At 63.4% G+C, this 19939-nt stretch carries 20 protein-coding genes; 8 read left to right on the forward strand and 12 right to left on the reverse strand.

Going from position 1 to position 19939, the window contains the following annotated elements:
- The first annotated feature begins 29 nt into the window (after positions 1–29).
- Positions 30–1547, forward strand: a complete 1518-nt coding sequence (exaC, locus tag AACQ43_RS04205; protein WP_168966107.1) for an acetaldehyde dehydrogenase ExaC — start codon at positions 30–32, stop codon at positions 1545–1547.
- A 62-nt stretch (positions 1548–1609) separates the two neighbouring features.
- Here exaC and AACQ43_RS04210 read toward each other — a convergent pair whose 3' ends face one another.
- A complete protein-coding gene (locus tag AACQ43_RS04210; protein ID WP_029301544.1) occupies positions 1610–2416 on the reverse strand; it encodes an AraC family transcriptional regulator in 807 nt (268 codons plus the stop codon).
- 103 nt (positions 2417–2519) lie between these two features.
- On the opposite strand from AACQ43_RS04210, the gene AACQ43_RS04215 reads away from it, so the two are divergent.
- On the forward strand, positions 2520–3419 hold the full coding sequence (locus AACQ43_RS04215) for a DMT family transporter (RefSeq protein ID WP_168966109.1): 900 nt from the start codon (positions 2520–2522) through the stop codon (positions 3417–3419).
- Positions 3420–3554: 135 nt separating this feature from the next.
- On the opposite strand, the gene AACQ43_RS04220 is transcribed toward AACQ43_RS04215, so the two are convergent.
- Positions 3555–3980: a carboxymuconolactone decarboxylase family protein gene (locus AACQ43_RS04220; protein WP_168966110.1), complete on the reverse strand. Its 426-nt coding sequence runs from the start codon at positions 3978–3980 to the stop codon at positions 3555–3557.
- Entirely contained in the window at positions 3977–4960 is a 984-nt protein-coding gene (locus AACQ43_RS04225; protein WP_168966111.1) for an aldo/keto reductase, read from the reverse strand. The genes AACQ43_RS04220 and AACQ43_RS04225 overlap by 4 nt, the downstream gene beginning before the upstream one ends.
- 96 nt (positions 4961–5056) lie before the next feature.
- On the opposite strand from AACQ43_RS04225, the gene AACQ43_RS04230 reads away from it, so the two are divergent.
- Complete coding sequence (locus AACQ43_RS04230; protein WP_168966113.1) at positions 5057–5965, forward strand: LysR family transcriptional regulator; 909 nt, start codon at positions 5057–5059, stop codon at positions 5963–5965.
- Positions 5966–6072: 107 nt separating this feature from the next.
- Here AACQ43_RS04230 and AACQ43_RS04235 read toward each other — a convergent pair whose 3' ends face one another.
- From AACQ43_RS04235 to AACQ43_RS04255, 5 genes are all read right to left on the reverse strand, one after another.
- Entirely contained in the window at positions 6073–6765 is a 693-nt protein-coding gene (locus AACQ43_RS04235) for a response regulator (RefSeq protein WP_168966115.1), read from the reverse strand.
- Positions 6766–6768: 3 nt separating this feature from the next.
- Positions 6769–8337 (reverse strand): ATP-binding protein, encoded by a 1569-nt coding sequence (locus AACQ43_RS04240; protein WP_045790398.1) that lies wholly within the window; start codon positions 8335–8337, stop codon positions 6769–6771.
- 17 nt (positions 8338–8354) lie between these two features.
- Positions 8355–9905 (reverse strand): oxaloacetate-decarboxylating malate dehydrogenase, encoded by a 1551-nt coding sequence (gene maeA / locus AACQ43_RS04245; RefSeq protein WP_168966118.1) that lies wholly within the window; start codon positions 9903–9905, stop codon positions 8355–8357.
- A gap of 11 nt (positions 9906–9916) precedes the next feature.
- The gene (locus AACQ43_RS04250; protein WP_039213362.1) at positions 9917–11224 is read right to left on the reverse strand and encodes a 2-hydroxycarboxylate transporter family protein; all 1308 of its coding nucleotides are present in this window, start codon (positions 11222–11224) and stop codon (positions 9917–9919) included.
- Positions 11225–11769: 545 nt separating this feature from the next.
- Positions 11770–11961, reverse strand: a complete 192-nt coding sequence (locus AACQ43_RS04255; RefSeq protein ID WP_076361139.1) for a hypothetical protein — start codon at positions 11959–11961, stop codon at positions 11770–11772.
- Between the two features lie 318 nt (positions 11962–12279).
- Here AACQ43_RS04255 and slyA point away from each other — a divergent pair, with 318 nt between their 5' ends.
- The 5 genes from slyA to AACQ43_RS04280 all read left to right on the forward strand — a co-directional run bounded on the left by slyA (position 12280) and on the right by AACQ43_RS04280 (position 16239).
- A complete protein-coding gene (slyA, locus tag AACQ43_RS04260) occupies positions 12280–12753 on the forward strand; it encodes a transcriptional regulator SlyA (protein ID WP_076361138.1) in 474 nt (157 codons plus the stop codon).
- Position 12754: 1 nt separating this feature from the next.
- Positions 12755–13810, forward strand: coding sequence for an HlyD family secretion protein (locus AACQ43_RS04265; protein WP_168966120.1), 1056 nt, complete (start codon positions 12755–12757; stop codon positions 13808–13810).
- Between the two features lie 10 nt (positions 13811–13820).
- Complete coding sequence (locus tag AACQ43_RS04270; protein WP_011705154.1) at positions 13821–14849, forward strand: DUF2955 domain-containing protein; 1029 nt, start codon at positions 13821–13823, stop codon at positions 14847–14849.
- 141 nt (positions 14850–14990) lie between these two features.
- The gene (locus tag AACQ43_RS04275; RefSeq protein ID WP_168966122.1) at positions 14991–15752 is read left to right on the forward strand and encodes a substrate-binding periplasmic protein; all 762 of its coding nucleotides are present in this window, start codon (positions 14991–14993) and stop codon (positions 15750–15752) included.
- A 127-nt stretch (positions 15753–15879) separates the two neighbouring features.
- Positions 15880–16239 (forward strand): MliC family protein, encoded by a 360-nt coding sequence (locus AACQ43_RS04280; protein ID WP_042065413.1) that lies wholly within the window; start codon positions 15880–15882, stop codon positions 16237–16239.
- 31 nt (positions 16240–16270) lie between these two features.
- On the opposite strand, the gene AACQ43_RS04285 is transcribed toward AACQ43_RS04280, so the two are convergent.
- The 4 genes from AACQ43_RS04285 to nrdD all read right to left on the reverse strand — a co-directional run bounded on the left by AACQ43_RS04285 (position 16271) and on the right by nrdD (position 19812).
- A complete protein-coding gene (locus AACQ43_RS04285; protein ID WP_041217846.1) occupies positions 16271–16663 on the reverse strand; it encodes an energy transducer TonB in 393 nt (130 codons plus the stop codon).
- Positions 16664–16807: 144 nt separating this feature from the next.
- A complete protein-coding gene (locus AACQ43_RS04290; protein WP_005303354.1) occupies positions 16808–16978 on the reverse strand; it encodes a YqaE/Pmp3 family membrane protein in 171 nt (56 codons plus the stop codon).
- 64 nt (positions 16979–17042) lie between these two features.
- On the reverse strand, positions 17043–17552 hold the full coding sequence (gene nrdG, locus AACQ43_RS04295; RefSeq protein WP_168966124.1) for an anaerobic ribonucleoside-triphosphate reductase-activating protein: 510 nt from the start codon (positions 17550–17552) through the stop codon (positions 17043–17045).
- A 142-nt stretch (positions 17553–17694) separates the two neighbouring features.
- On the reverse strand, positions 17695–19812 hold the full coding sequence (gene nrdD / locus AACQ43_RS04300; RefSeq protein ID WP_168966126.1) for an anaerobic ribonucleoside-triphosphate reductase: 2118 nt from the start codon (positions 19810–19812) through the stop codon (positions 17695–17697).
- Positions 19813–19939: the final 127 nt, after the last annotated feature.

Here is a 19939-nt window from a genome sequence, read left to right on the forward strand (position 1 = left end):
GTCAGGACCACACACATAAGGATGATGAGATGATTTATACCGCTCCCGGTCAGGCAGGTGCCCTGGTCAACTTCAAGTCCCGTTACGACAACTTCATCGGTGGTGAGTGGGTGGCGCCGCGCGCCGGCCGCTACTTTGAAAACATCTCGCCGGTGGACGGCAAGGTGTTCTGCGAAGTGGCCCGCTCCGACGCCGCCGACATCGAGCTGGCTCTGGACGCCGCCCACAAGGCGTTCGCCAGCTGGAGCAAGACCAGCGTCACCGAGCGCAGCAACCTGCTGCTGCGCATCGCCGATCGCATCGAACAGAACATCGAAGTGCTCGCCATCGCCGAGACCTGGGAGAATGGCAAGGCGGTACGCGAGACCCTGGCCGCCGACCTGCCGCTGGTGGTGGATCACTTCCGCTACTTCGCCGGCTGTATCCGCGCCCAGGAGGGTTCGGCCGCCGAGCTGGATCAGAACACCGTCAGCTACCACTTCAAGGAGCCCATCGGGGTGGTCGGCCAGATCATCCCGTGGAACTTCCCGCTGCTGATGGCGGCCTGGAAGCTGGCCCCGGTGCTGGCGGCCGGCTGCTGCAGCGTGCTCAAGCCCGCCGAACAGACCCCGGTCACCATCATGCTGATGATGGATCTCATCAAGGACATCCTGCCTGCCGGGGTGGTCAACGTGGTCAACGGCTTCGGCGCCGAGGCGGGCCAGGCACTCGCCACCAGCAACCGCATCCAGAAGCTCGCCTTCACCGGCTCCACCGAGGTGGGCGCCCATATCCTGCGCTGCGCCGCCGACAAGCTGATCCCCTCCACCGTGGAGCTCGGTGGCAAGTCCCCCAACATCTACTTCGCCGATGTGATGCAGCACGAGAGCAGCTACATCGACAAGGCGGTGGAAGGGATGCTGATGACCTTCTTCAACCAGGGCGAGGTGTGCACCTGCCCCTCCCGCGCCCTGGTGCAGGCCAGCATCTATGACGACTTCATGGACAAGGTGCTGGCCCGCGCCCGCACCATAGTGCAGGGCAACCCTCTCGACACTGCCACCCAGGTCGGCGCCCAGGCATCCCGCGAGCAGTTCGACAAGATCCTGAGCTACATGGAGATCGGTCGCGGCGAAGGGGCCAAGATGCTGATCGGCGGCGGCCCGGCCAGGGTGAGCGGGCTGGAGGGGGGCTTCTACATCCAGCCCACCATCTTCTCGGGCCAGAACAAGATGCGGGTGTTCCAGGAGGAGATCTTCGGGCCGGCGCTCGGGGTCACCACCTTCAAGGACGAGGCGGAGGCGCTGGCGATTGCCAACGACACCCAGTACGGGCTGGGGGCGGGCCTGTGGACCCGCGACAGCAACCTGGCCTGGCGCATGGGGCGCGGCATCCAGGCCGGCCGGGTCTGGGTCAACTGCTACCACGCCTACCCGGCGCACGCGGCCTTCGGCGGCTACAAGAAGTCAGGGATCGGCCGCGAAACCCACAAGATGATGCTGGACCACTACCAGAACACCAAGAACCTGCTGGTGAGCCACGACATCAATCCCCTCGGCTTCTTCTAAGCTCCTCCCATGATCAACAAGGGCGCCTGCGGGCGCCCTTTTCATTGCCAGAGCGCTCCTTGCTAGAGCGCCGCCTGCCCGGCGCCGATACCCAGCTGCTGGCGATAACGCTGGGGCGAACAGCCCAGCTCCCGATTGAACATGGCGATGAAGGCCGAGGTGGAGCCGTAACCGAGCCGCCAGCCAATCTCCTGCACCGGCAGCTCCCCCTTGAGCCAGGCCAACGCCTTGAGCAGCTTGAGCCGGGCCCGCCACTGGCCGAAATTCATCCCCAGTTCCCGCACGCAGCGCCTGGCCAGGGTACGCTCAGTGGTGTGCAGCTGCTCGGCCCACTGGGCCAGGGTGCGCGGGTCGGCGGGGTCGCTGTAGAGCGCCGCCAGCATGGGGGCCAGCAGCTTGTCCTGACTCATGGGCAGGTAGCTGTCCTGGCAGCGGGTGCGAGTCAGCTTCTCCACCAGCAGCTCGGCCTGACGCACGTCCCACTCATCCTCCATGTGGCCCAGCTTGCGATCGCAAAAATCCGCCAGGATGGCGCGGATCAGCGGGGTCATCTGCAGCAGCCTGGGCTCGGCAGGCAGCCGCGCCGCCAGGGCGTCATTGACGTAGATGGAGGTGTAGTCGAGGGCCTGCTGGTTGTAGGAGGCGTGTTCCAGATCCGCCGGCACCCAGATGAGGTAGTCGGCCGGCGCCACCAGCCGGTGATCGTCCAGCACTATCTCCATCACCCCCAGACTGATGAGGCTGAGCTGGCCCCAGGGGTGGCTGTGGGGCGCACATGCGCTCTCGGCCTGGATCTGCTGGTAGCGCAGATAGAGCGGATTGGGCGCTGGCAGATGCAGGTCCGTCGGATGGTAGTGACGTATGGCCATGGCGGGCGGATTGTCCTTTGCGCGGGATGATTTGTCAGTTTTACGTTACTTGATATCAGAAAGACAAGGGTAGACTGGTCACCTCGATAATAAGGAGTCTTTGATGCGTATCTTCTACCCGCTGATGTTTCCGCTGCTCGCCGTGCTGATCTGGGCCACCAATACCGTGGTGTCCAAGGCCGCCGCCGATGTGCTGGATCCCGCGGCCATCTCCTTCTACCGCTGGGTGATCGCCGCGCTGGCACTGACCCCCTTCTGCCTGCCGCAGCTGTGGCGCCGCCGTGGCGAGATCCGCCCCTGGCTCGGCAAGCTGCTGGTGCTGGCAGCCCTTGGCATGGTGCTCTACCAGTGCCTCGCCTACTACGCCGCCCACACCACTTCGGCCACCAACATGGGGGTCATCGGCTCTCTCATCCCGCTGCTGACCCTGCTGCAGAGCGCCCTCTTCTTCGGCCAGCGGCCGGGCAAACAGGCGCTGCTCGGCATGAGTATCTCCCTGTTCGGGGTGTTCTGGCTGCTGAGCCTGGGCCAACCGCTGGCACTGCTGCACGACGGTATCAATCAGGGCGACGGCCTGATGCTGCTCGGCTCCGCCAGCTACGCCCTCTATGGCCTCTTGATCCGCCGCTGGCAGCTGCCGTTCGGCCCCTGGCTCAACCTCTACCTGCAGATCCTGCTGGCGGTCTTGCTGCTGATCCCGGTGGCCCTCTGCGCCGAATCGCTGGCGGTGCCCGCCGAAGGCTGGGGCCTGGTGCTGTTTGCCGGCATCGCCTCCTCGCTCTTCGCCGCCTACTGCTGGATGCGCGGCCTCGCCTGCATGGGGGCGGAGCGTACCTCGGTGTTCATGAACCTGATGCCGCTGTGCACGGCGCTGATCGCCGTCATCAGCCTGGGGGAGCCGATACATGACTACCACCTGCTGGGGGGCGGTCTCATCCTGGCGGGGGTCATGCTCTCCCAGTTCAAGCCCAGGGTGCGCCCCGCCCTTGTGGAAGAGGCATAAACCGGCGAGACAAGCCGCTGCAGCACAAAACAAGAAGGGAGCCTCGGCTCCCTTCTTGTTTGCATCTTCTCGCTAAAAACCACAGGCTCGGTTATCCCCGCGCCAATGGTAAGCCCCTCCCGACACAACTGTGATTCAGGTTTGCTCGTGGTGCGCCTTGTGCGGGTCGAGCCGGGCCTTGTCATGAGCGGCAAAGGCTTTTCGGGCCACGCTGATGCCATTCATGCAGGCAGGGACACCGGCATAGACGGCGATCTGGAGCAGGATTTCGATGATGGTTTCCCGGCTGACGCCCACATTCAACGCGGCCCGGATGTGAAATTCGAGCTGTCCGGGTGCATTGCCCATCGCCATCAGCGCAGCAACGGTGAGCATCTCACGGGTGCAGAGATCAATACCGGGACGGGAGAGCACATCGGCAAAGGCAAATCCCAACACCAGTTCGGCAAAATCTGGCGACAGGGCATCCAGGTTCGCCGCGACCTGATCCGGCGCCTGCGGGTCTAGCCGGGCCAGCAGCGCGAAGGCCTGTTCACGCCGCTCGGACGATAAGCCGCTCATGCGTTCACCCCCTTCATGCCTTCTCGGGTATAGCGCTCCCCTGCCACTGGCAAGGCCCTGATGGCACTGTCCAGCGCGGCGAGATCCCCGGCCTCCAGACGCACCGACAGGGTGCCCAGGTTGTCCTGCAGATGGGGGATCCGCCTTGTGCCGGGAATGGGCACTATGTCATCCCCTTGCGCCAGCAGCCAAGCTAGGGCGATCTGCGCCGTCGTGCACTGCTTGCGCTCCGCCAGGGCCATGATCACCGCCACCAGCGAGCGGTTGGTGGCGATGTTTTCCTGCTGAAAGCGCGGCAGGCTGGCCCTAAAGTCGCCCTCTGCAAACGCCGTATCCTGCTGGAAACGTCCGGTCAGAAAGCCTCGCCCCAAGGGGGAATACGCCACCAGACCTATACCCAGCTCGCGGCAGGTCGGCAGTACCTGGGCTTCGACATCTCGCGTCCAGAGGGAATATTCCGTCTGCACCGCCGCCACCGGATGCACGGCATGGGCGCACCTCAAGGTGGCCGCACTGACCTCGCACAGACCGATACGGGCAATCTTGCCCTCCTGCACCAGCTGCGCCAGCCCTGCCATCGTCTCTTCGATGGGGTGCGCCGGATCGATGCGATGCACATAGTAGAGGTCTATCTGCTCAACCCCGAGCCGGCGCAGCGAGGCTTCACAGCTCTGCCGTGCATATTGGACGCTGTTGTCAAGAGTACGTCTGTACTCGCCACTCTGGCGCACTATGCCGAACTTGGTGGCGACCTTGACCCCGGCTCCGTGGGTCGCCAGGAAGCGGCCTATCAGGGCTTCATTGTGGTACGGGCCATACATGTCGGCGGTGTCGAGAAAATCGATCCCCATCTCGACAGCCCGGGCCAGCACCCGCAGCGCCTGCTCATCATCCCGCGGACCATAAAACTCACTCATGCCCATGCAGCCGAGGCCCATGGCGGATACGTCCAGATCAGTGCCCAGTGTTCGTCGTTGCATACATTTCTCCTTACAAGATGGAGGTCAGTATGGTCTTCCGAATATGATTCAGGTATAGACTGGATTGGTAGTCAGCTTTCCGATTTTGGAAGATACATGAACGCTCTCTTGCTATGGGATGACGCCCGGGTCTTTCTGGCCATCGCCCGCAGCGGCACCTTGAGTGGCGCCGCCCTCGCCCTTGACATGGGCATTGCCACTGTCTCTCGACGGCTGGATCGCCTGGAGTCGGCACTGGGTCTGCCGTTGTTCAGTCGTCATCAGCACGGCTATCGACTGACCGACGATGGGGATGCCCTGCTGGCGCGGGCCGAGGCGCTGGAACATGCCGGGCATGCCTTTGGCGAAGCCGGGCAGCAGCAGGGACAAGTGGCCGGATGCGTGCGCCTCGCCACCGCAGACAATCTGGCCAATCCGCTCATTATTCCCTCCCTGGCCAGGCTGTTTGCCATTCATCCCGAGCTGAGGGTGGAGCTGGTCACAGGCGTGCAAACGGTGAACCTGCACAGGCGCGATGCCGATCTGGCCGTGCGCATGGTCAAGCCTGACGCCGGCAACGTCACCATCAAGCGGCTGGGCACCCTGGGCTTCGGCCTCTATGGGGCCAGCAGCTATGTCGATAGCCGTCATCCGGGCACAGATGCCGCTGGCTTCGATGAGGATGCCTTCATCGGCTGGGGGGAATCCCACGGCCATTTGCCCGCCGCCAAATGGATTGCGCGCATACTGCGTGGGCGCCTCTGCAGGGTGGAGACCAACACCCTGTCGGCCCAGCTGGCCGCTGCCACCGCCGGCCTCGGGCTGGCGGTGCTGCCCCATTATCTGGCCAAAGAGACGGATCTAGTCTGCCTCCTGCCCGAGCTGGGAGTAGATCAGCCGATCTGGCTGGTGATCCACACAGATCTCGCCCACTCCAGACGGGTGCGGGCCGTCGCGGATCACCTGATCCAGCTGTTTGAAGAGGCCGAATCAGCCCTCCACCCTTTCCCTCTTGGCGCACTGTGAACCAGGCAAGTTAGGAAGGGCTGCAACCCATGCGGCGACGGGCAGACAGCAAGAAGGGAGCCGAGGCTCCCTTCTTGTATTGCATCTGCGCGCAAAAAAACGCGGGCTCAGTTACCCCGCCGCCAGTGGTAGCGGCGCTCGGGCCGGCCACGCTGACCGTAGTTGAGATCCACGTCCACCCTGTCCTCCGACTCCAGATACTCCAGATAGCGGCGCGCCGTGGTGCGGCTGAGGGACAAGCGCAACGCCACCGTGTCGGTGGAGAAGGCGCTGTCCGGCTCGCCCGCCAGCAGCTCCAGCACCTGGCGCAGGGTGATGGCGTCGATCCCCTTGGGGGTGTCGCGCACCTCGCGCCCCTGGGGCCTCACCTTGCCCATCAAGCGGTCCAGGTCGCTCTGCTCGAGGGAGCCGCGCTCGCAGATGCGCCGGTGCAGGGTGAGGATCTCGTCCAGGCTCTGCTGGATGCGAAACAGCCGCAGCGGCTTGATGATGTAATCCTGCACCCCCTGATTGAGGGCCTGCTGGATGGTCTCCACATCGCAGGAGGCGGTCACCATGATGACGTAGGCTTCGCGGTTGTGGCTGCGCAGCCGGTTCACCCACTCCAGGCCTGAGCCGTCAGGCAGCGAGATGTCCACCAGCAGCAGTTGCGGTTGGGCCGCGCGCATCATGAGATCGGCCTGGGTCAGGCTCTCGGCCCGACCCAGCAGGGAAAATCCGGGGGTAGAGGAGACCAGCTCGGCCAGAATGGATCCTATCCGTTCGTCATCCTCGATCACCAGAGTGAAAATGGGCTCCATAGATCACACCAATTGGTTTTTATTCAAGTAGATACCGAACAGGGTCGTCTGTTCGGCGGTGCGGCGCCATTCTATCACACCCCCTCGCCTGGCCACCGTCTCCTTGACCAGGAACAGGCCGACACCGTGATCGCCGGTCTGGCGACTGATGCCGTAATCAAACAGATGATCCGCCAGCGCCTCGTCCACCCCCTCACCGCTGTCCTCCACCTCGATCACCAGCCGACGCCCGAAGTCGTTGAGGGAGATGAGCACCCGTGGCGGACACTGCTTGCGCCGGGCCCAGGCGGCGCGGATGCCGTTGTCCAGCAGGTTGCCGATGAGGGTGATGAGATCCGCCGACACCGCTGCCGGGTACTCGCCCAGCGCCGAATCGGGATCCAGCACCAGCTCCACCCCGAGCTCGCGAGCCCGACTGAACTTGCCGAGGATGAGCCCGGCCACCGGTTTGTCCTCGATGGCCCGCAGCAGATCGTGCAGCATGGTCTGGCACGCCTCGCTCTCCTGCTGGATGAGCTCCACCGCCTGATCCACGTGGCCCAGCTGTAGCAGGCCGGAGAGGCTGCTGAGTTTGTTGGCGAACTCGTGGGTCTGCATCCGCAGCATCTCGGCATACTGGCGCAGGTGAGTCACCTGCATGCCGAGGCTGCCGGTCACCTCGGGGCGGCTGAAGATCAGCAGCCGACCGGGGATCTTGCCCTCCACCGCCTGCCAGCGCCCGATGAACGACTCGCCGTGCACGGTAAAGCCGAGCTCGGTCTCGAGCTGGGTCAGGGCGGGGGCGAGTGGCGGCGACAACTCCGCCAGCGGCTGGCCAAGCAGGGAGTGGCGACCGGTGCCGGGCAGGCGCAGCTGGTAAAAGGCGGCGCTGTTGAGCATGCGGATGTGGCCATGGCTGTCGAGAGCGATCACCCCCTCCGAAATGTGCTCCAGCACCAGCTCCTGCAGCACGAAGCGGTTGACGATGGTCTCCGGCTCCAGATCCAGCAGGGTGCGGCGCAGCCGATGCTGGATCCAGAGCGCCAGCAGCAGGCCGCAGCCCAGCACGGCGCCGATGGCGCTGATGAGCAGGGCGATCCGATCCAGATAGATGCCCTCCACCGTCTGCATCAGATAACCCACCACCACGGCGCCGATGGCGCGCCCGTCCGCCCCGATCACCGGAGCGAAGCAGCGAATGGCCGGCCCCAGGGTGCCCACGTCCTTGGAGCAATAACTGCTGCGCTCGTTGAGGGAGGGCCAGATATCCTCACCGCGAAACAGGCCACCCACCAGCTCCGGGGAGGGGTGGCTCAGCCGGCGGGCGTGCTCGTCGGTCACTACCATGTAGGCGGCATCGGTGCGGCTGCAGATCCCCTGCACATAGTCGCGCAGACCCGGATCGCTGCCCCACTCCAGCGCCTGTACCACTCGGCTGTCCGCCGCCAGTACCCGCGCCAGATCGCCCCCCTTCTCCTCCAGGTTCACTTCCAGCAGGTGGCGGATGAAGAGCGCCAGCAGGCTGCCCAGGATGACGATCAGGAGCAGTGACAGGCCCAGGGAGAGGGTGACCAGTTGGTGACGCAGTTTCATCGATTAGCCTTGCAACATCAGGACGCGGACCAATAGTGCGGGCGCCACCAGGTCTGGTCAATCAAAGGTGCGGGATCGCCGGCAAAATCGGCCAGCCCCTCGGCACGGGCACACAGTGCCACCGCCCTCGCCACGGCGCGGGCCACCTCCCCCACCTGCTCGATGGCGGGCAGCAACCGCCCTTCGGCCAGCGGATAGGCGCCCACTGCCTGTACCGCCGCCCGCAACATGCCGTCGCTGATGCGCCGCGCCTTGACCGCGCAGGCACCGAGGCCGATACCCGGGAACACATAGACGTTGTTGCACTGGGAGACTACCCGCGGCGCGCCGTCCACCGCCACCGGCGGGAAGGGGCTGCCGGTGGCGAGCAGGGCGCGTCCGCCGGTCGCCTGCCACACCTGGGCCGGGGTCGCCTCGGCGCTGCGGGTGGGGTTGGAGAGCGGCAGGATCACCGGCCGCTCGCACACCTCCCCCATGGCCGTCAGTACCGCCTCGTCGAACAGGCCGCCCTGACCGCTTACCCCGATCAACACCCCGGGGCGCAGCCGCTCGATGAGCGCGGCCAGGGAGTGGCACGCCTCCGCCGCCGGGCGGGCAAACGGCTGCTGGGCCGGGGTGAGCCCGCCGCGGTCCAGGCAGACCAGACCATCCTGATCGAACAGTTGCACCCGCTCCGTACCGCCCGCCAGCTGGGCCAGCATGGCGGCGATGCCGCAGCCGGCCGAGCCGGCCCCGACGATGAGCACCGGGGTCTCGGCCAGTGTACTGCCCGCCTGCTGCAGTCCCGCCAGCACGCAAGCCGACGCCACCGCCGCCGTGCCCTGGATATCGTCGTTGAACATGCACAGCTCATCGCGGTAGCGAGCCAGCAGATTGGCGGCATGTTTGCCGGCAAAGTCTTCAAACTGCAGCACCACCTGGGGCCAGCGTTTGCGAATGGCCGCCACCACCTTGTCCATGAACTGGTAATAAGGCTCGCCATCCACCCGCGGTGCCTGCCAGCCGAGGTAGGAGTCATCTTCCAGCAGTTCGGGGTTGTTGGTGCCCACGTCGACGCACAGCGGCAAGGTGCGCGCCGGGTTGATGCCGCCAGCAGCGGAGTAGAGCGCTAGCTTGCCGATGCAGATCCCCATGCCGCCGATGCCGAGATCGCCTAGCCCCAGCACCCGCTCGCCATCGGAGATGACGATGACATCCACCTCCTGCTCCACCGCCGCGAAGATGTAATCCAGCTCGTCCCGGTCGTGCCAGGAGAGGTAGAGGCCGTGGCTGCGCAGATAAAGGTCGCTGTGGCGCTGGCACGCCTCCCCCACCACCGGGGTGTAGATGATGGGCAACAGTTCGGGCAGGTGGTGGCGCACCAGCTCGTAAAACAGCACCGGGTTGTCCTCCTGCAGCTGGCGCAGCAGCAGGTGCTGATCAAACGGGCTCTGCATGGCCGAAACCAGCCGGTAGATACGGCGCCGCTGCTGGGCCAGCGACTCCTCCTTGTGGGGCATGCGCCCCATCAGCCCCTGTCGCTTGCGTTCGGCATAGGGCAGGCTGGTGCCCATCATGATGTCGTTCATTATCTTGTTCCTTATGCCAGCAGCGAAATGAGCAGGGTGGCCAGGATCAGCATGACGGCGCCCCCGAGACGGGAAGAGATCTGGGCAAACGGCATCAGCGTCATGCGCTGGGCCGCCGAGAGCACCGCCACGTCGCCAGTGCCCCCCATGTTGGCCATGCAGAGGCCCCCGGTGATGGCCGCCTCGATGGGGTAGAAGCCGATCATTCGGCCCACCAGCGCTGCCCCCAGGGCACCGCCGACCACGGTCACCAGCACCAGCACGAAGTAGCTGACCGAGAAGGCGCTGATGAGCTCGGGGATGCTGGTGTAGGCGACACCGATCCCCACCAGCAGGGAGGGAGTCAGGTTGCTGACCACGAATTGGTACCAGTCGGCCGCCGCCTGCTCGTAACGACGGGGCAGCAGGCCGCTCACCTTGATGACGGCCACCGCCAGGATCATCAGGGCGAAGGGATGCATGGGGATGAAGTTGCCGAGCAATGATCCCAGCACGAACATGCTGGAGCTGATGAAGAGCCCGAGACCCAGGCTCTCCAGCGTCGGCGCCTGCACCTTCTCTTCGGCCACGCCAGCGGCACTCTCTTTTATCATCAGCTTGCCGTTGCCGGTCAGGGAGGGGTAGCGGCGACCAAGGCGGGCCAACAGGGTGCCCACCAGAATGGCCAGGGTGTTGGCGATCACCACCGCCGGCACCATCCGCGACAGCAGGTCGGCACTGGACATCTGCAGCGGCCCAGAGAGGATCTCCACCAGCGGCACGGCGCCCGCCCCCATGCCGCCGCCCATGATGGGCAAGCCGATCAGCAGCACCGCATTCTTGAAGCCATACCCCATCAGGGCACCCACCAGACCGACGCTGAGCAGCGCCAGCGCGACGCCCCCCAGGATCACCGGCAGGTAGCGCATGGCGGCGTTTTTCAGCAGGGCGCCGCTCATGCCGAACACCGAGCCGGTCACCAGGCTGGCGATGAAGAAGTTGAGAAAGCCCCCCTCCTTCATGAAGCCGATGATCACCTGGCCCGCCTCGACTGGCAGGATCCGGTATTCAAACAGGGCGGCGCCGCCGAAGATGGCGAGTATGGTGCCACCTCCCAGGTATTCACGGATGGGGGTGATGCGCTCCCCCAGTTCGGTCAGCAGAGTGCCGAGCACGAACATCAATGCCAGCGCACCGACCATGCCGAGTGGCAGAGAGCCGTTCCAACCCGAGAAGAGTACGCAGGTGGCAAGCCCGAGGAAGATCATCATGGGCATGCCGGCAATCTGCCGGTCGCCAAACAGCGCGATCCGGGTCTGTGGGGTAGAGAGGTTTTTCATTGTTATGCTCCAGCGTGTGGTGTGGCGCCACTCTAGCCATCTCTCTAACCCCTGTCGGTTAGCCTGTCTGCAAAGGCATATAAAAACATTAAATTCTTAAACGTTATGACTGGCAGAGGATGTCGCCCAGCCTGTCATTGGCATTATTCAGGCGCACTATTGTGCTGCGCCAATCAAACCGGCGAGCCCTCATCCCTCAATGCCAACAGGCTCTTTATGGGGCTATTATCAAATAACGATTAAATAATGGGCGGCATACATCTCAATAATGGGAAACCATGCTTTCGCCACTCGATGCTATTTCGACTGATCACAAGCAAGGATTGACTGGCGATCTCAAGATCAGTAAATCCCAATCGGATAAACCGCCGCAGACCGGAAGAGACAACTGGAAGATTGAGGACAGGCGATCACGCAGAGGCCCACAAGGATGATCTGCCCATGGCAGGCCGTGCCTGCCTCAGGGGAGCGTTTTAGCCGATACAAGCGGGCCCTGCAACAGACCGTCAGATGATGATGACGGCCTCATGACACCAACCGAAAAACTATTCGGCTAATAACAGTGGAATATTGGCAGGGTCAAATTCATGACAGGTTTCGGTACTTTCCAGGCTGAGCCCATAATGGCCATCGGCAACATATTCCACCTCCAGCAACAGACTCTCGATGGAAAAATGGGGGTCACCCGATTCATATCGTTCCACAGCTATCGTCTCCCTGTTTAGCTGACCCATCAATATTAGTGGATAAAAAATAGTCTGCCGAATGCAGATAATATTTTTCTGCTGCCAACATTATCGGTCATGGCTATTCCAAGACTATTTTCAGCACGATGGGTGACATGATTTGGTTATTTCACCGGCCCATGGCGGGAATTGTTCACCCAAATAGGCTCGCGGCAGACACCGGTTGCTGCCGGCGGGGTGCTCAAGCCTAGCAAGCAAGCTCCACAAGAAACCTACCTCCAATTTTCATAAACAAGATCGCGATCACACTATTTACTTAGCCTGCTAAACAACTACAATGCTTAGCAAGCTAAGTAAATGGAGAGTCTCATGATGAAGGATCTGGAAATGCTGCGCGAGCTGTCCCTCGCCGAGCGAGTCGGCCGACTGCATCGGCTGTGGCGCACCGTGGCCGATCTCGAACTGGCCCCCCTCGGCCTCACCCATCCCCGCTGGACAGCGCTGTGGAAACTGAGCCGGCTCGGTGGCCACCTCAGCCAGAAGACCCTGGCCGAAGCGCTGGAGATCGAACTGCCCTCCCTGATGCGCACCCTGGGCCAGCTGGAAGAGCAGGGGCTGGTGGAGCGCCACTGCTGCAGTCAGGACAAGCGGGCCCGCATCGTCACCCTGACCCCGGCCGGCAAGGCGCTACTCGACCAGATTGAAGATCGCATCATGGAGATACGCCGGGAGCTGCTCGCCGGCATCAGCCAGCGGGAGCTGGAACAGTTTGAAGATATCGTGCACCGCATCTGCGCCAATGCCCTTGGCAAGATAGGTACACAGAGTGAAGAGAGAGAGTGAAATGACCCCGGATCAACAATTCAAGCGCTGGATAAAATGGGCCATGGGCGCCTTCGTACTGGTGTTTGCCTACTTCCTGCTGGCCGACCTCAAGATGCCGCTCACCCCGCAAGCCATGGCGACCCGCGTCGTGACCAAGATGGTGCCCCAGGTCAGCGGCAAGGTAGTCGAGGTGGCCGTCGGCAACAACCAGCACGTCAAGCAGGGCGACCTGCTGTTCGTGCTCGATCCCGCCCCCTTTGAGCTGGCGGTGGAGCAGGCCCGCCTCGCCCTGGCCCAGGCCGAGCAGCAGAATCGCCAGCTCGATGCCACCCTCAATGCCGCCAGCGCCGACTTCAGTTCGCTGCAGACCCAGGCCGCCCTCAAATTGCGGGAAGCGGAACGCATCGATGCCCTCTATCGCCGCCACATGGTCTCCGAGCAGCAGAAGGATGATGCCGACAGCGCGTTTCGCACCGCCCAGGCCAACCTGCTGGCCAGCAAGGCCCGCATGACCCAGGCCCGGGTCAACCGCGGTCTGCCCGGCGACGACAACCTGCTGCTGCGCCAAGCCCGCAACCGCCTCGCCCAGGCCGAGCTCAACCTCGCCTACAGCCGGGTACACGCCAGCCAGGACGGCATCATCACCAACCTGCAGCTCAAGCCGGGCAGCTTCGCCGCGGCGGGTGCACCGCTGCTGGCACTGGTCTCCGAGCAGGTGGACGTGATCGCCGATTTTCGCGAGAAGAGCCTGCGCCACGTCAATCAGGACAGCCAGGCACTGGTCGCCTTCGATGGCGAGCCGGGTCGCCTCTATCCCGCCCGGGTCACCAGCCTGGATGCCGGGGTCAGCGCCGGCCAGTTCGATGCCAACGGCCTCCTGGCCAGCCCTACCGAGTCGGATCGCTGGGTGCGCGACGCCCAGCGTCTGCGCCTGCACCTGGCGCTGGAGCAGTTGCCCGCCCATCTGCCGGCCGGTGCCCGCGCCACCGTGCAGCTGCTGCCCGACAACGCCCTGACCGGACTGCTGGCCCGCGCCCAGATCCGCCTGCTCAGCCTGCTGCACTACATCTACTGAGGTGACGGCAATGACTTTGTGGCACAGGCCCCTCACCGCCAACGAACTGCGCCAATGCCTGCGCATCGCCTTTGGCAGCACCACCGGCTTTCTGCTCTGCAAGCTGTTCGGCTGGAACTACGGCGTCTTCTACACCGTAACGCCGGTGCTGCTGCTGGGCATGGTGCCAGTGATGAACGGTCATGCCGCCCGCCAGCTGATCGCCGCCGCCGTGGTCTGCGGGCTGGAAGTAGGGCTGCTGGGGGGGCTGTTTGGCGGCCATCCCGGCCTGATGGTTCCCATCGCCTTCCTGCTGTTTCTCTACCGCTTCGCCGCCATGTCGCGGGGTAGTCTGTTCCTGTTCGGTGCCAACGGGGTGTTGAGTCTCAGCATCATGCTGCACTTTGCCAGCTACCCGCAGACCGATCTCAACGACCTCATCTTCAGCAACCTGTGGGCCAGCGTACTGTCGGTGCTCATCGCCTACCTGATGACAGCATTGATCCCGGACGTGGAGGAGCGCCCCAAGCCGGCCCCCTCCCCCAAGGCACCACACCGGATGCGGCACGAGGCGCTGCTTGGCGCCAGCATCGCCACCCTCTCCTTCATGGTGTTCCAGATCTTCGATCTGCGGGACTCCATGTCGGCCCAGGCCACGACCCTGCTGGTGCTCTTCCCCATGCACTGGGACGGCGCCCTGAGCTATGCCCGCAAACGGGCCATGGGCACCCTGCTCGGGGTGAGCTTCGGCCTGGTCAGCCAGCTGGTGCTCTACGACTGGTCGGGACTGCTGTTGCTAGTCGCCCCCATGCTCTGGCTCGGCGCCATGCTGTTCAGCCATGCCCACGTGAAGGAGGCGAGCGGTTCCGGGGTCGGCTTCGGCGCCCTCACCACCCTCGGCATCCTGTTCGGCCAATACCTGACGCCGGGCAACGATCTGGTGTTTAGCGCCCTCTACCGGGTCAGCAGCATCTTGTTTGCCATCGTCGCCACCCTGCTGGCCTGTTACCTCATCCACCGACTGCTTAACCGCTTCGAGGCCACTCGGTTCGGTTATTGACCCCCTGTTGTTAGCTCAAGGATGTGCTGCCTTTCGCCCCGCTATGCCTACCGGGGCGTTTTTTTGCCTTCCGTTTGGCGGCACCTGCGGCCAGCCCCAGCAACTATGCTTGCTAGGGCTGTCGGCAACAGGAGAGAGACCATGGCACGAGCAGCATACATCCACTGGTTGGCAATCACTCTGCTGCTGGGGATGACCTGTGCCCGGGCAGAGCAGGTGCTCATTGCCGCCGAGGATGACTGGTCCCCCTACTGCGCCCTCGACAAGCAGAGCGGTCAGCCGCAGGGGCTGGCTCCCGAGCTGGTGAAGGCGGCCTTCGCCGCCGAGGGGGTCGACGTCGAGTTTCGAACCATCCCCTTCGCCCGCTGCATGTACGAGGCGCGCAGCGACAAGGTGCTCGGCTGCTTCGATGCCACCATCACCGAGGAGAACCGCTACCAGTACTTCTGGCACGAGACCCCCATGTTCGAGGAGGATCTCGCCATCTTCGCCCTGGCCCGCGAACCCCGCCGGGATCTCAAGCTCACCTCGCTGGAACAGAAGACGGTGGGCATCACCCTTGGCTACACCTACCCCACCGACTTCATGGAAAACCCCAGGATCACCCGCTTCCAGGCCAAGTCCGATGCCCAGATCATCGAGATGCTGGTGCGTGGCCGGGTCGACTACATCCTGATGAACGAGATGCCGGGCTACCTCAAGATCCAGCAAAAACAGCTGAGTGGTAAGGTGGTCAAGGTGGGCAAGATCTCCACCGACGGCTTCTGGCTCGCCTTCTCCCGCGCCCACCCTCAGGGCGAGGCGATGGCCAAGCGCTTCGAGGAGGGGCTGCAGAAGATCCGCAACAACGGCACCTACGAGGCACTGGTGCGCGCCTTCGAGGCCAGACTCGGCCTGCATTGAGCCGCTGCTCATTAGCGCTTCTTTTGACGCCCATGGACGCATATCGACGCAAGCCGGGTCGAGGCCCATTGCGCACCTTTGGCAAGCTGTTAGGATCACGCCCGGATGACACCGATGGAGAATCAACATGAAGCACGCCAACCTTCTGCTGCTGGGCATCGCGAGCCTGACCCTGCTGAGCGGCTGCGAACGCGGCGCCGGCACTCTGAGCGTGACCGGCGGCGACCCCGTCACCTATCTGTGTGAACAGGGCCAACGGGTGCAGGTACGCTACTTCGCCCTCTCCGATCAGAGCCTGAACTTCGTCAAGCTGGCACTGCCAGACGGCAAGGACTATACCCTGCCACAGAGCGTTTCCGCCTCCGGTGCCCGCTACACCGACGACCATGAGGCCGTCTGGTGGAACAAGGGAGATGAAGGCTTTGTCGAGATGCGCGACAAGGATGGCGAGTGGCAGAGCGTCTACAACGACTGCAAGCAGCAGTAATGAACAACCCCGGCCAGGCCGGGGTTGTTCATTACTCCACTTCAATCTCGTAGCGACCCACCACTCGCACCGGAATGGCCTGCGGGTTCTGCTCCGACACTCGATAACGGGTCTTGGCCAGCCCCGACAGGGCGATCAGGTCCAGCACCCCGGGCGGCTCCGAGGCCACAATCTCCGGGCTGAACAGATTGCCGTTGGAGTCGATGAGATAACGGATCTCCACATAGCCCTTGACGGGCCGCTTGGCTGGCGCGCCGCCCACCGGTTCAAACGGAGGCACTTCGCCATCCTGCACCCAGTATTTGCCAAGCTCCGCCATGGTCACCTCCAGCGGTGGCTGGTTCAGCTTCACGGTGGGACTGGGGCTGGCACAGCCCCCCAGCAAACCGAGCACAGTGCCCAGCAGCAAGACCTTCAAACCCATTCAACACTCCTTGTTGAGTCAGATCAGAGGGGTCACCCCTCCCCGGCAGGGTTGCCGGCCCATTACTGTAACAATCGAAACCCGTTTGAGCAGCATAAAAAAAGCCAACCCCATCGGGTTGGCTTTTGGCAAAGCGGCTCAGCGTCAGCCGCGCTTGTCGCTCACCACCAGCCAGAGCGCATGCACCATGCCTGGCAGGCCGCCGAGCAGGGTCAGCACTATGTTGATCAGAAAATGCAGGCTGAAGCCCACCTGAAGAAAGGCACAGACCGGGGGCAGAAAGATGGCCAGCAGGATCTTGAGCAGATTGTTCATCTCGGATTTCCTCGTCAACGATGTCACAGGGATGGCAATGGGCTAACCATAAACATCCCTGGCTTCAACTGCAAACCAGACAGGGAATGCGCTCACCCCCTTCCCGCCAGGCATTGAGGTCGTGGATGACCTGATTGCTGCTGCCGCGCCAGAGCAGGCCGGGATCCGCCAGCGCCTTCTCGAACTTGCCGTCCACCAGCACGTCCAGCAAGGCCACCAGCTCGCGCTGGGCCGGGCTGAGCTCGCCAAGCAGATAGCCGGTCCAGCACCAGATGTCCTTGCCGGGACACTCGGCGCGCACCCGCTGCACCAGCGCCAGCACCTGAGGCACGTTGGCGGGGTGGAGCGGATCGCCGCCGGAGAGAGACAGCCCGCGCCGTTTGATGCGCGTGTCGTTGAGATCCGCGATAACGCGATCGCTCATCGCCTCATCGAATGGCTTGCCGCCATCGAGCCGCCAAGTGCTCTGGTTGTAGCAGCCAGGGCACTGATGTTCGCAGCCCGAGACAAACAGGGTGGCACGGGTGCCGGGGCCGTTGATCACATCGACCGGGTAGTATTGGTGGTAGTGCATCTTCTCTCTCTATTGCGGCCCCTCCTCGCCGGCCCTTCTCCCACTATTTGCAACGTGAGCAGGAGAAGGGAACAACGCGGCGCCAACAGTACCCCGGATGGTTCCCTCTCCCTTTGGGAGAGGGCTAGGGTGAGGGCTCGGCCTACATATGTTTGACGCGGCGCTTCACCTCTTCCTGCTTGCCCGCATTGAAGGGGCGCGCATCCGGGCTGCCGAGGTAGCCGCAGACACGGCGGGTCACCGACACCTTGGCCGGGTCGTGGTTGCCGCAGCGCGGGCAGGTAAAGCCCTTGGAAGTGCACTCGAACTCGCCGGTAAAGCCGCAGTCGTAGCACTCGTCGATGGGGGTGTTGGTACCGTAGTAGGGCACCTTGTCATAGCTGTAATCCCAGACGTTCTCCAGCGCTTCCAGGTTGTGCTGGATATTGGGGTATTCGCCGTAGCAGATGAAGCCGCCGCTGGCGATGGGCGGATAGGGCGCCTCGAAGTCCAGCTTGTCGTAGGGGTTGACCTGCTTCTCCACATCGAGGTGGAAGCTGTTGGTGTAGTAGCCCTTGTCGGTCACACCCGGCACCACGCCAAACTCCTTGGCATCGATGCGGCAGAAGCGCGAGCAGAGGTTCTCGCTCGGGGTGGAGTAGAGGCTGAAGCCATAGCCGGTCTCCTCCTTCCACTCATCGGTCGCGGCCTTGAGGCGCTCGATGATGGCGATGGCCTTCTGTTGCAACTCGGCGCTGTCGAACAGGTGTACCTGATCGCCAAACAGGGCGTTGATGGTCTCGTGTACCCCGATGTAGCCAAGCGAAATGGAGGCGCGACCGTGCTTGAAGATCTCGCTGACATTGTCGTCCGCTTTCAGACGCACCCCGCAGGCCCCTTCCATGTAGAGGATGGGCGCGACCCGGGCCTTGACCCCGTCGAGGCGCTTGATGCGGTACATCAGTGCTGTCTTGGCTACCCGCAGGGCGGCGTCCAGCTTGTCCCAGAAGTCCGCTTCATCGCGGGATTTCAGGGCGATGCGCGGCAGGTTGAGGCTCACCACGCCTAAGTTGTTGCGCCCTTCGTGGACCAGCTCGCCGTGCTCCTCGTAGGCACCGAGGAAAGAGCGGCAACCCATGGGGGTCTTGAAGGAGCCGGTCACCTTGACCACCTGGTCGTAGTTGAGGATGTCCGGGTACATCCGCTTGGAGGCGCACTCCAGCGCCAGCTGCTTGATGTCGTAGTTGGGATCGCCCTGCTTGTGGTTGAGGCCATCCTTGATGGCGAACACCAGTTTCGGGAACACGGCTGTCTTCTTGTTCTTGCCAAGGCCGGCGATGCGGTTGCTCAAGATGGCGCGCTGGATCAGGCGTGACTGCCAGCTGTCACCCAGGCCAAAGCCGAAGGTCACGAACGGGGTCTGACCGTTGGCGGTGTGCAGGGTGTTGACCTCGTACTCCAGCGACTGGAAGGCGTCGTAACACTCCTTCTCGGTGCGGGCCATGGCGTAGGCATCCACATCGGCAATGCCCCACTCCAGCGCTACTTCCCGGTGCTTCTCCCAGCTGATGGTCACATAGGGGGCCAGCACTTCGTCGATGCGGTTGATGGTGGTGCCGCCATAGATGTGGCTCGCCACCTGGGCAATGATCTGGGCCGTGACCGCGGTGGCGGTGCTGATGGACTTGGGAGTGTCGATCTCCGCGTTGCCCATCTTGAAGCCGTGGGTCAGCATCCCTTTCAGATCGATCAACATGCAGTTGAACATGGGGAAGAAGGGGGAGTAGTCGAGATCGTGGAAGTGCAGATCGCCGCTCTCGTGGGCCTGCACCACATCGCGGGGTAGCATGTGGCTGGTGGCGTAATGCTTGGCGACGATGCCCGCCAGCAGGTCACGCTGGGTCGGGATCACCTTGGAATCCTTGTTGGCGTTCTCGTTGAGCAGGGCCGCGTTGGTCTGCTCCACCAGGCCGCGGATCTCCTGGGCCAGCCGGCCGCGGGCCTCGCGGGCCTGATCCCGGTCGTGACGGTATTCGATGTAGGCACGGGCGATGGCCTTGTCGTCGGAGGCCATCAGGTGGTTCTCGACCCGGTTCTGGATCTCGTGGATGTCCACTTCCCCTCGTCCTTCCAGCTCCTGGGTGACGGCGGAGGCAATGCGCTCGGCCAGCGCCGGACTGGCCTGATTGACCGCCTCTGCCGCTCGGCCCACCGCCTCGGCAATCAGCTGGGCATTGAATGGTGCGCGACATCCATCACGTTTGATCACAACCGGTTTCATGGATTTTCCCCGTTAAAAAGGCCAGGCTCTCGCCCTCGGCTTACCCTTGTTTGGCCCCCTTCTCCACGCATCGTCCTCGGCGCAAATAAATTCAGCCGAGGCTTGACAAGCCAGGGCTGACGATGAG

Source organism: Aeromonas sp. DNRA1, assembly GCF_963888745.1.
GTDB lineage: Bacteria > Pseudomonadota > Gammaproteobacteria > Enterobacterales > Aeromonadaceae > Aeromonas > Aeromonas hydrophila.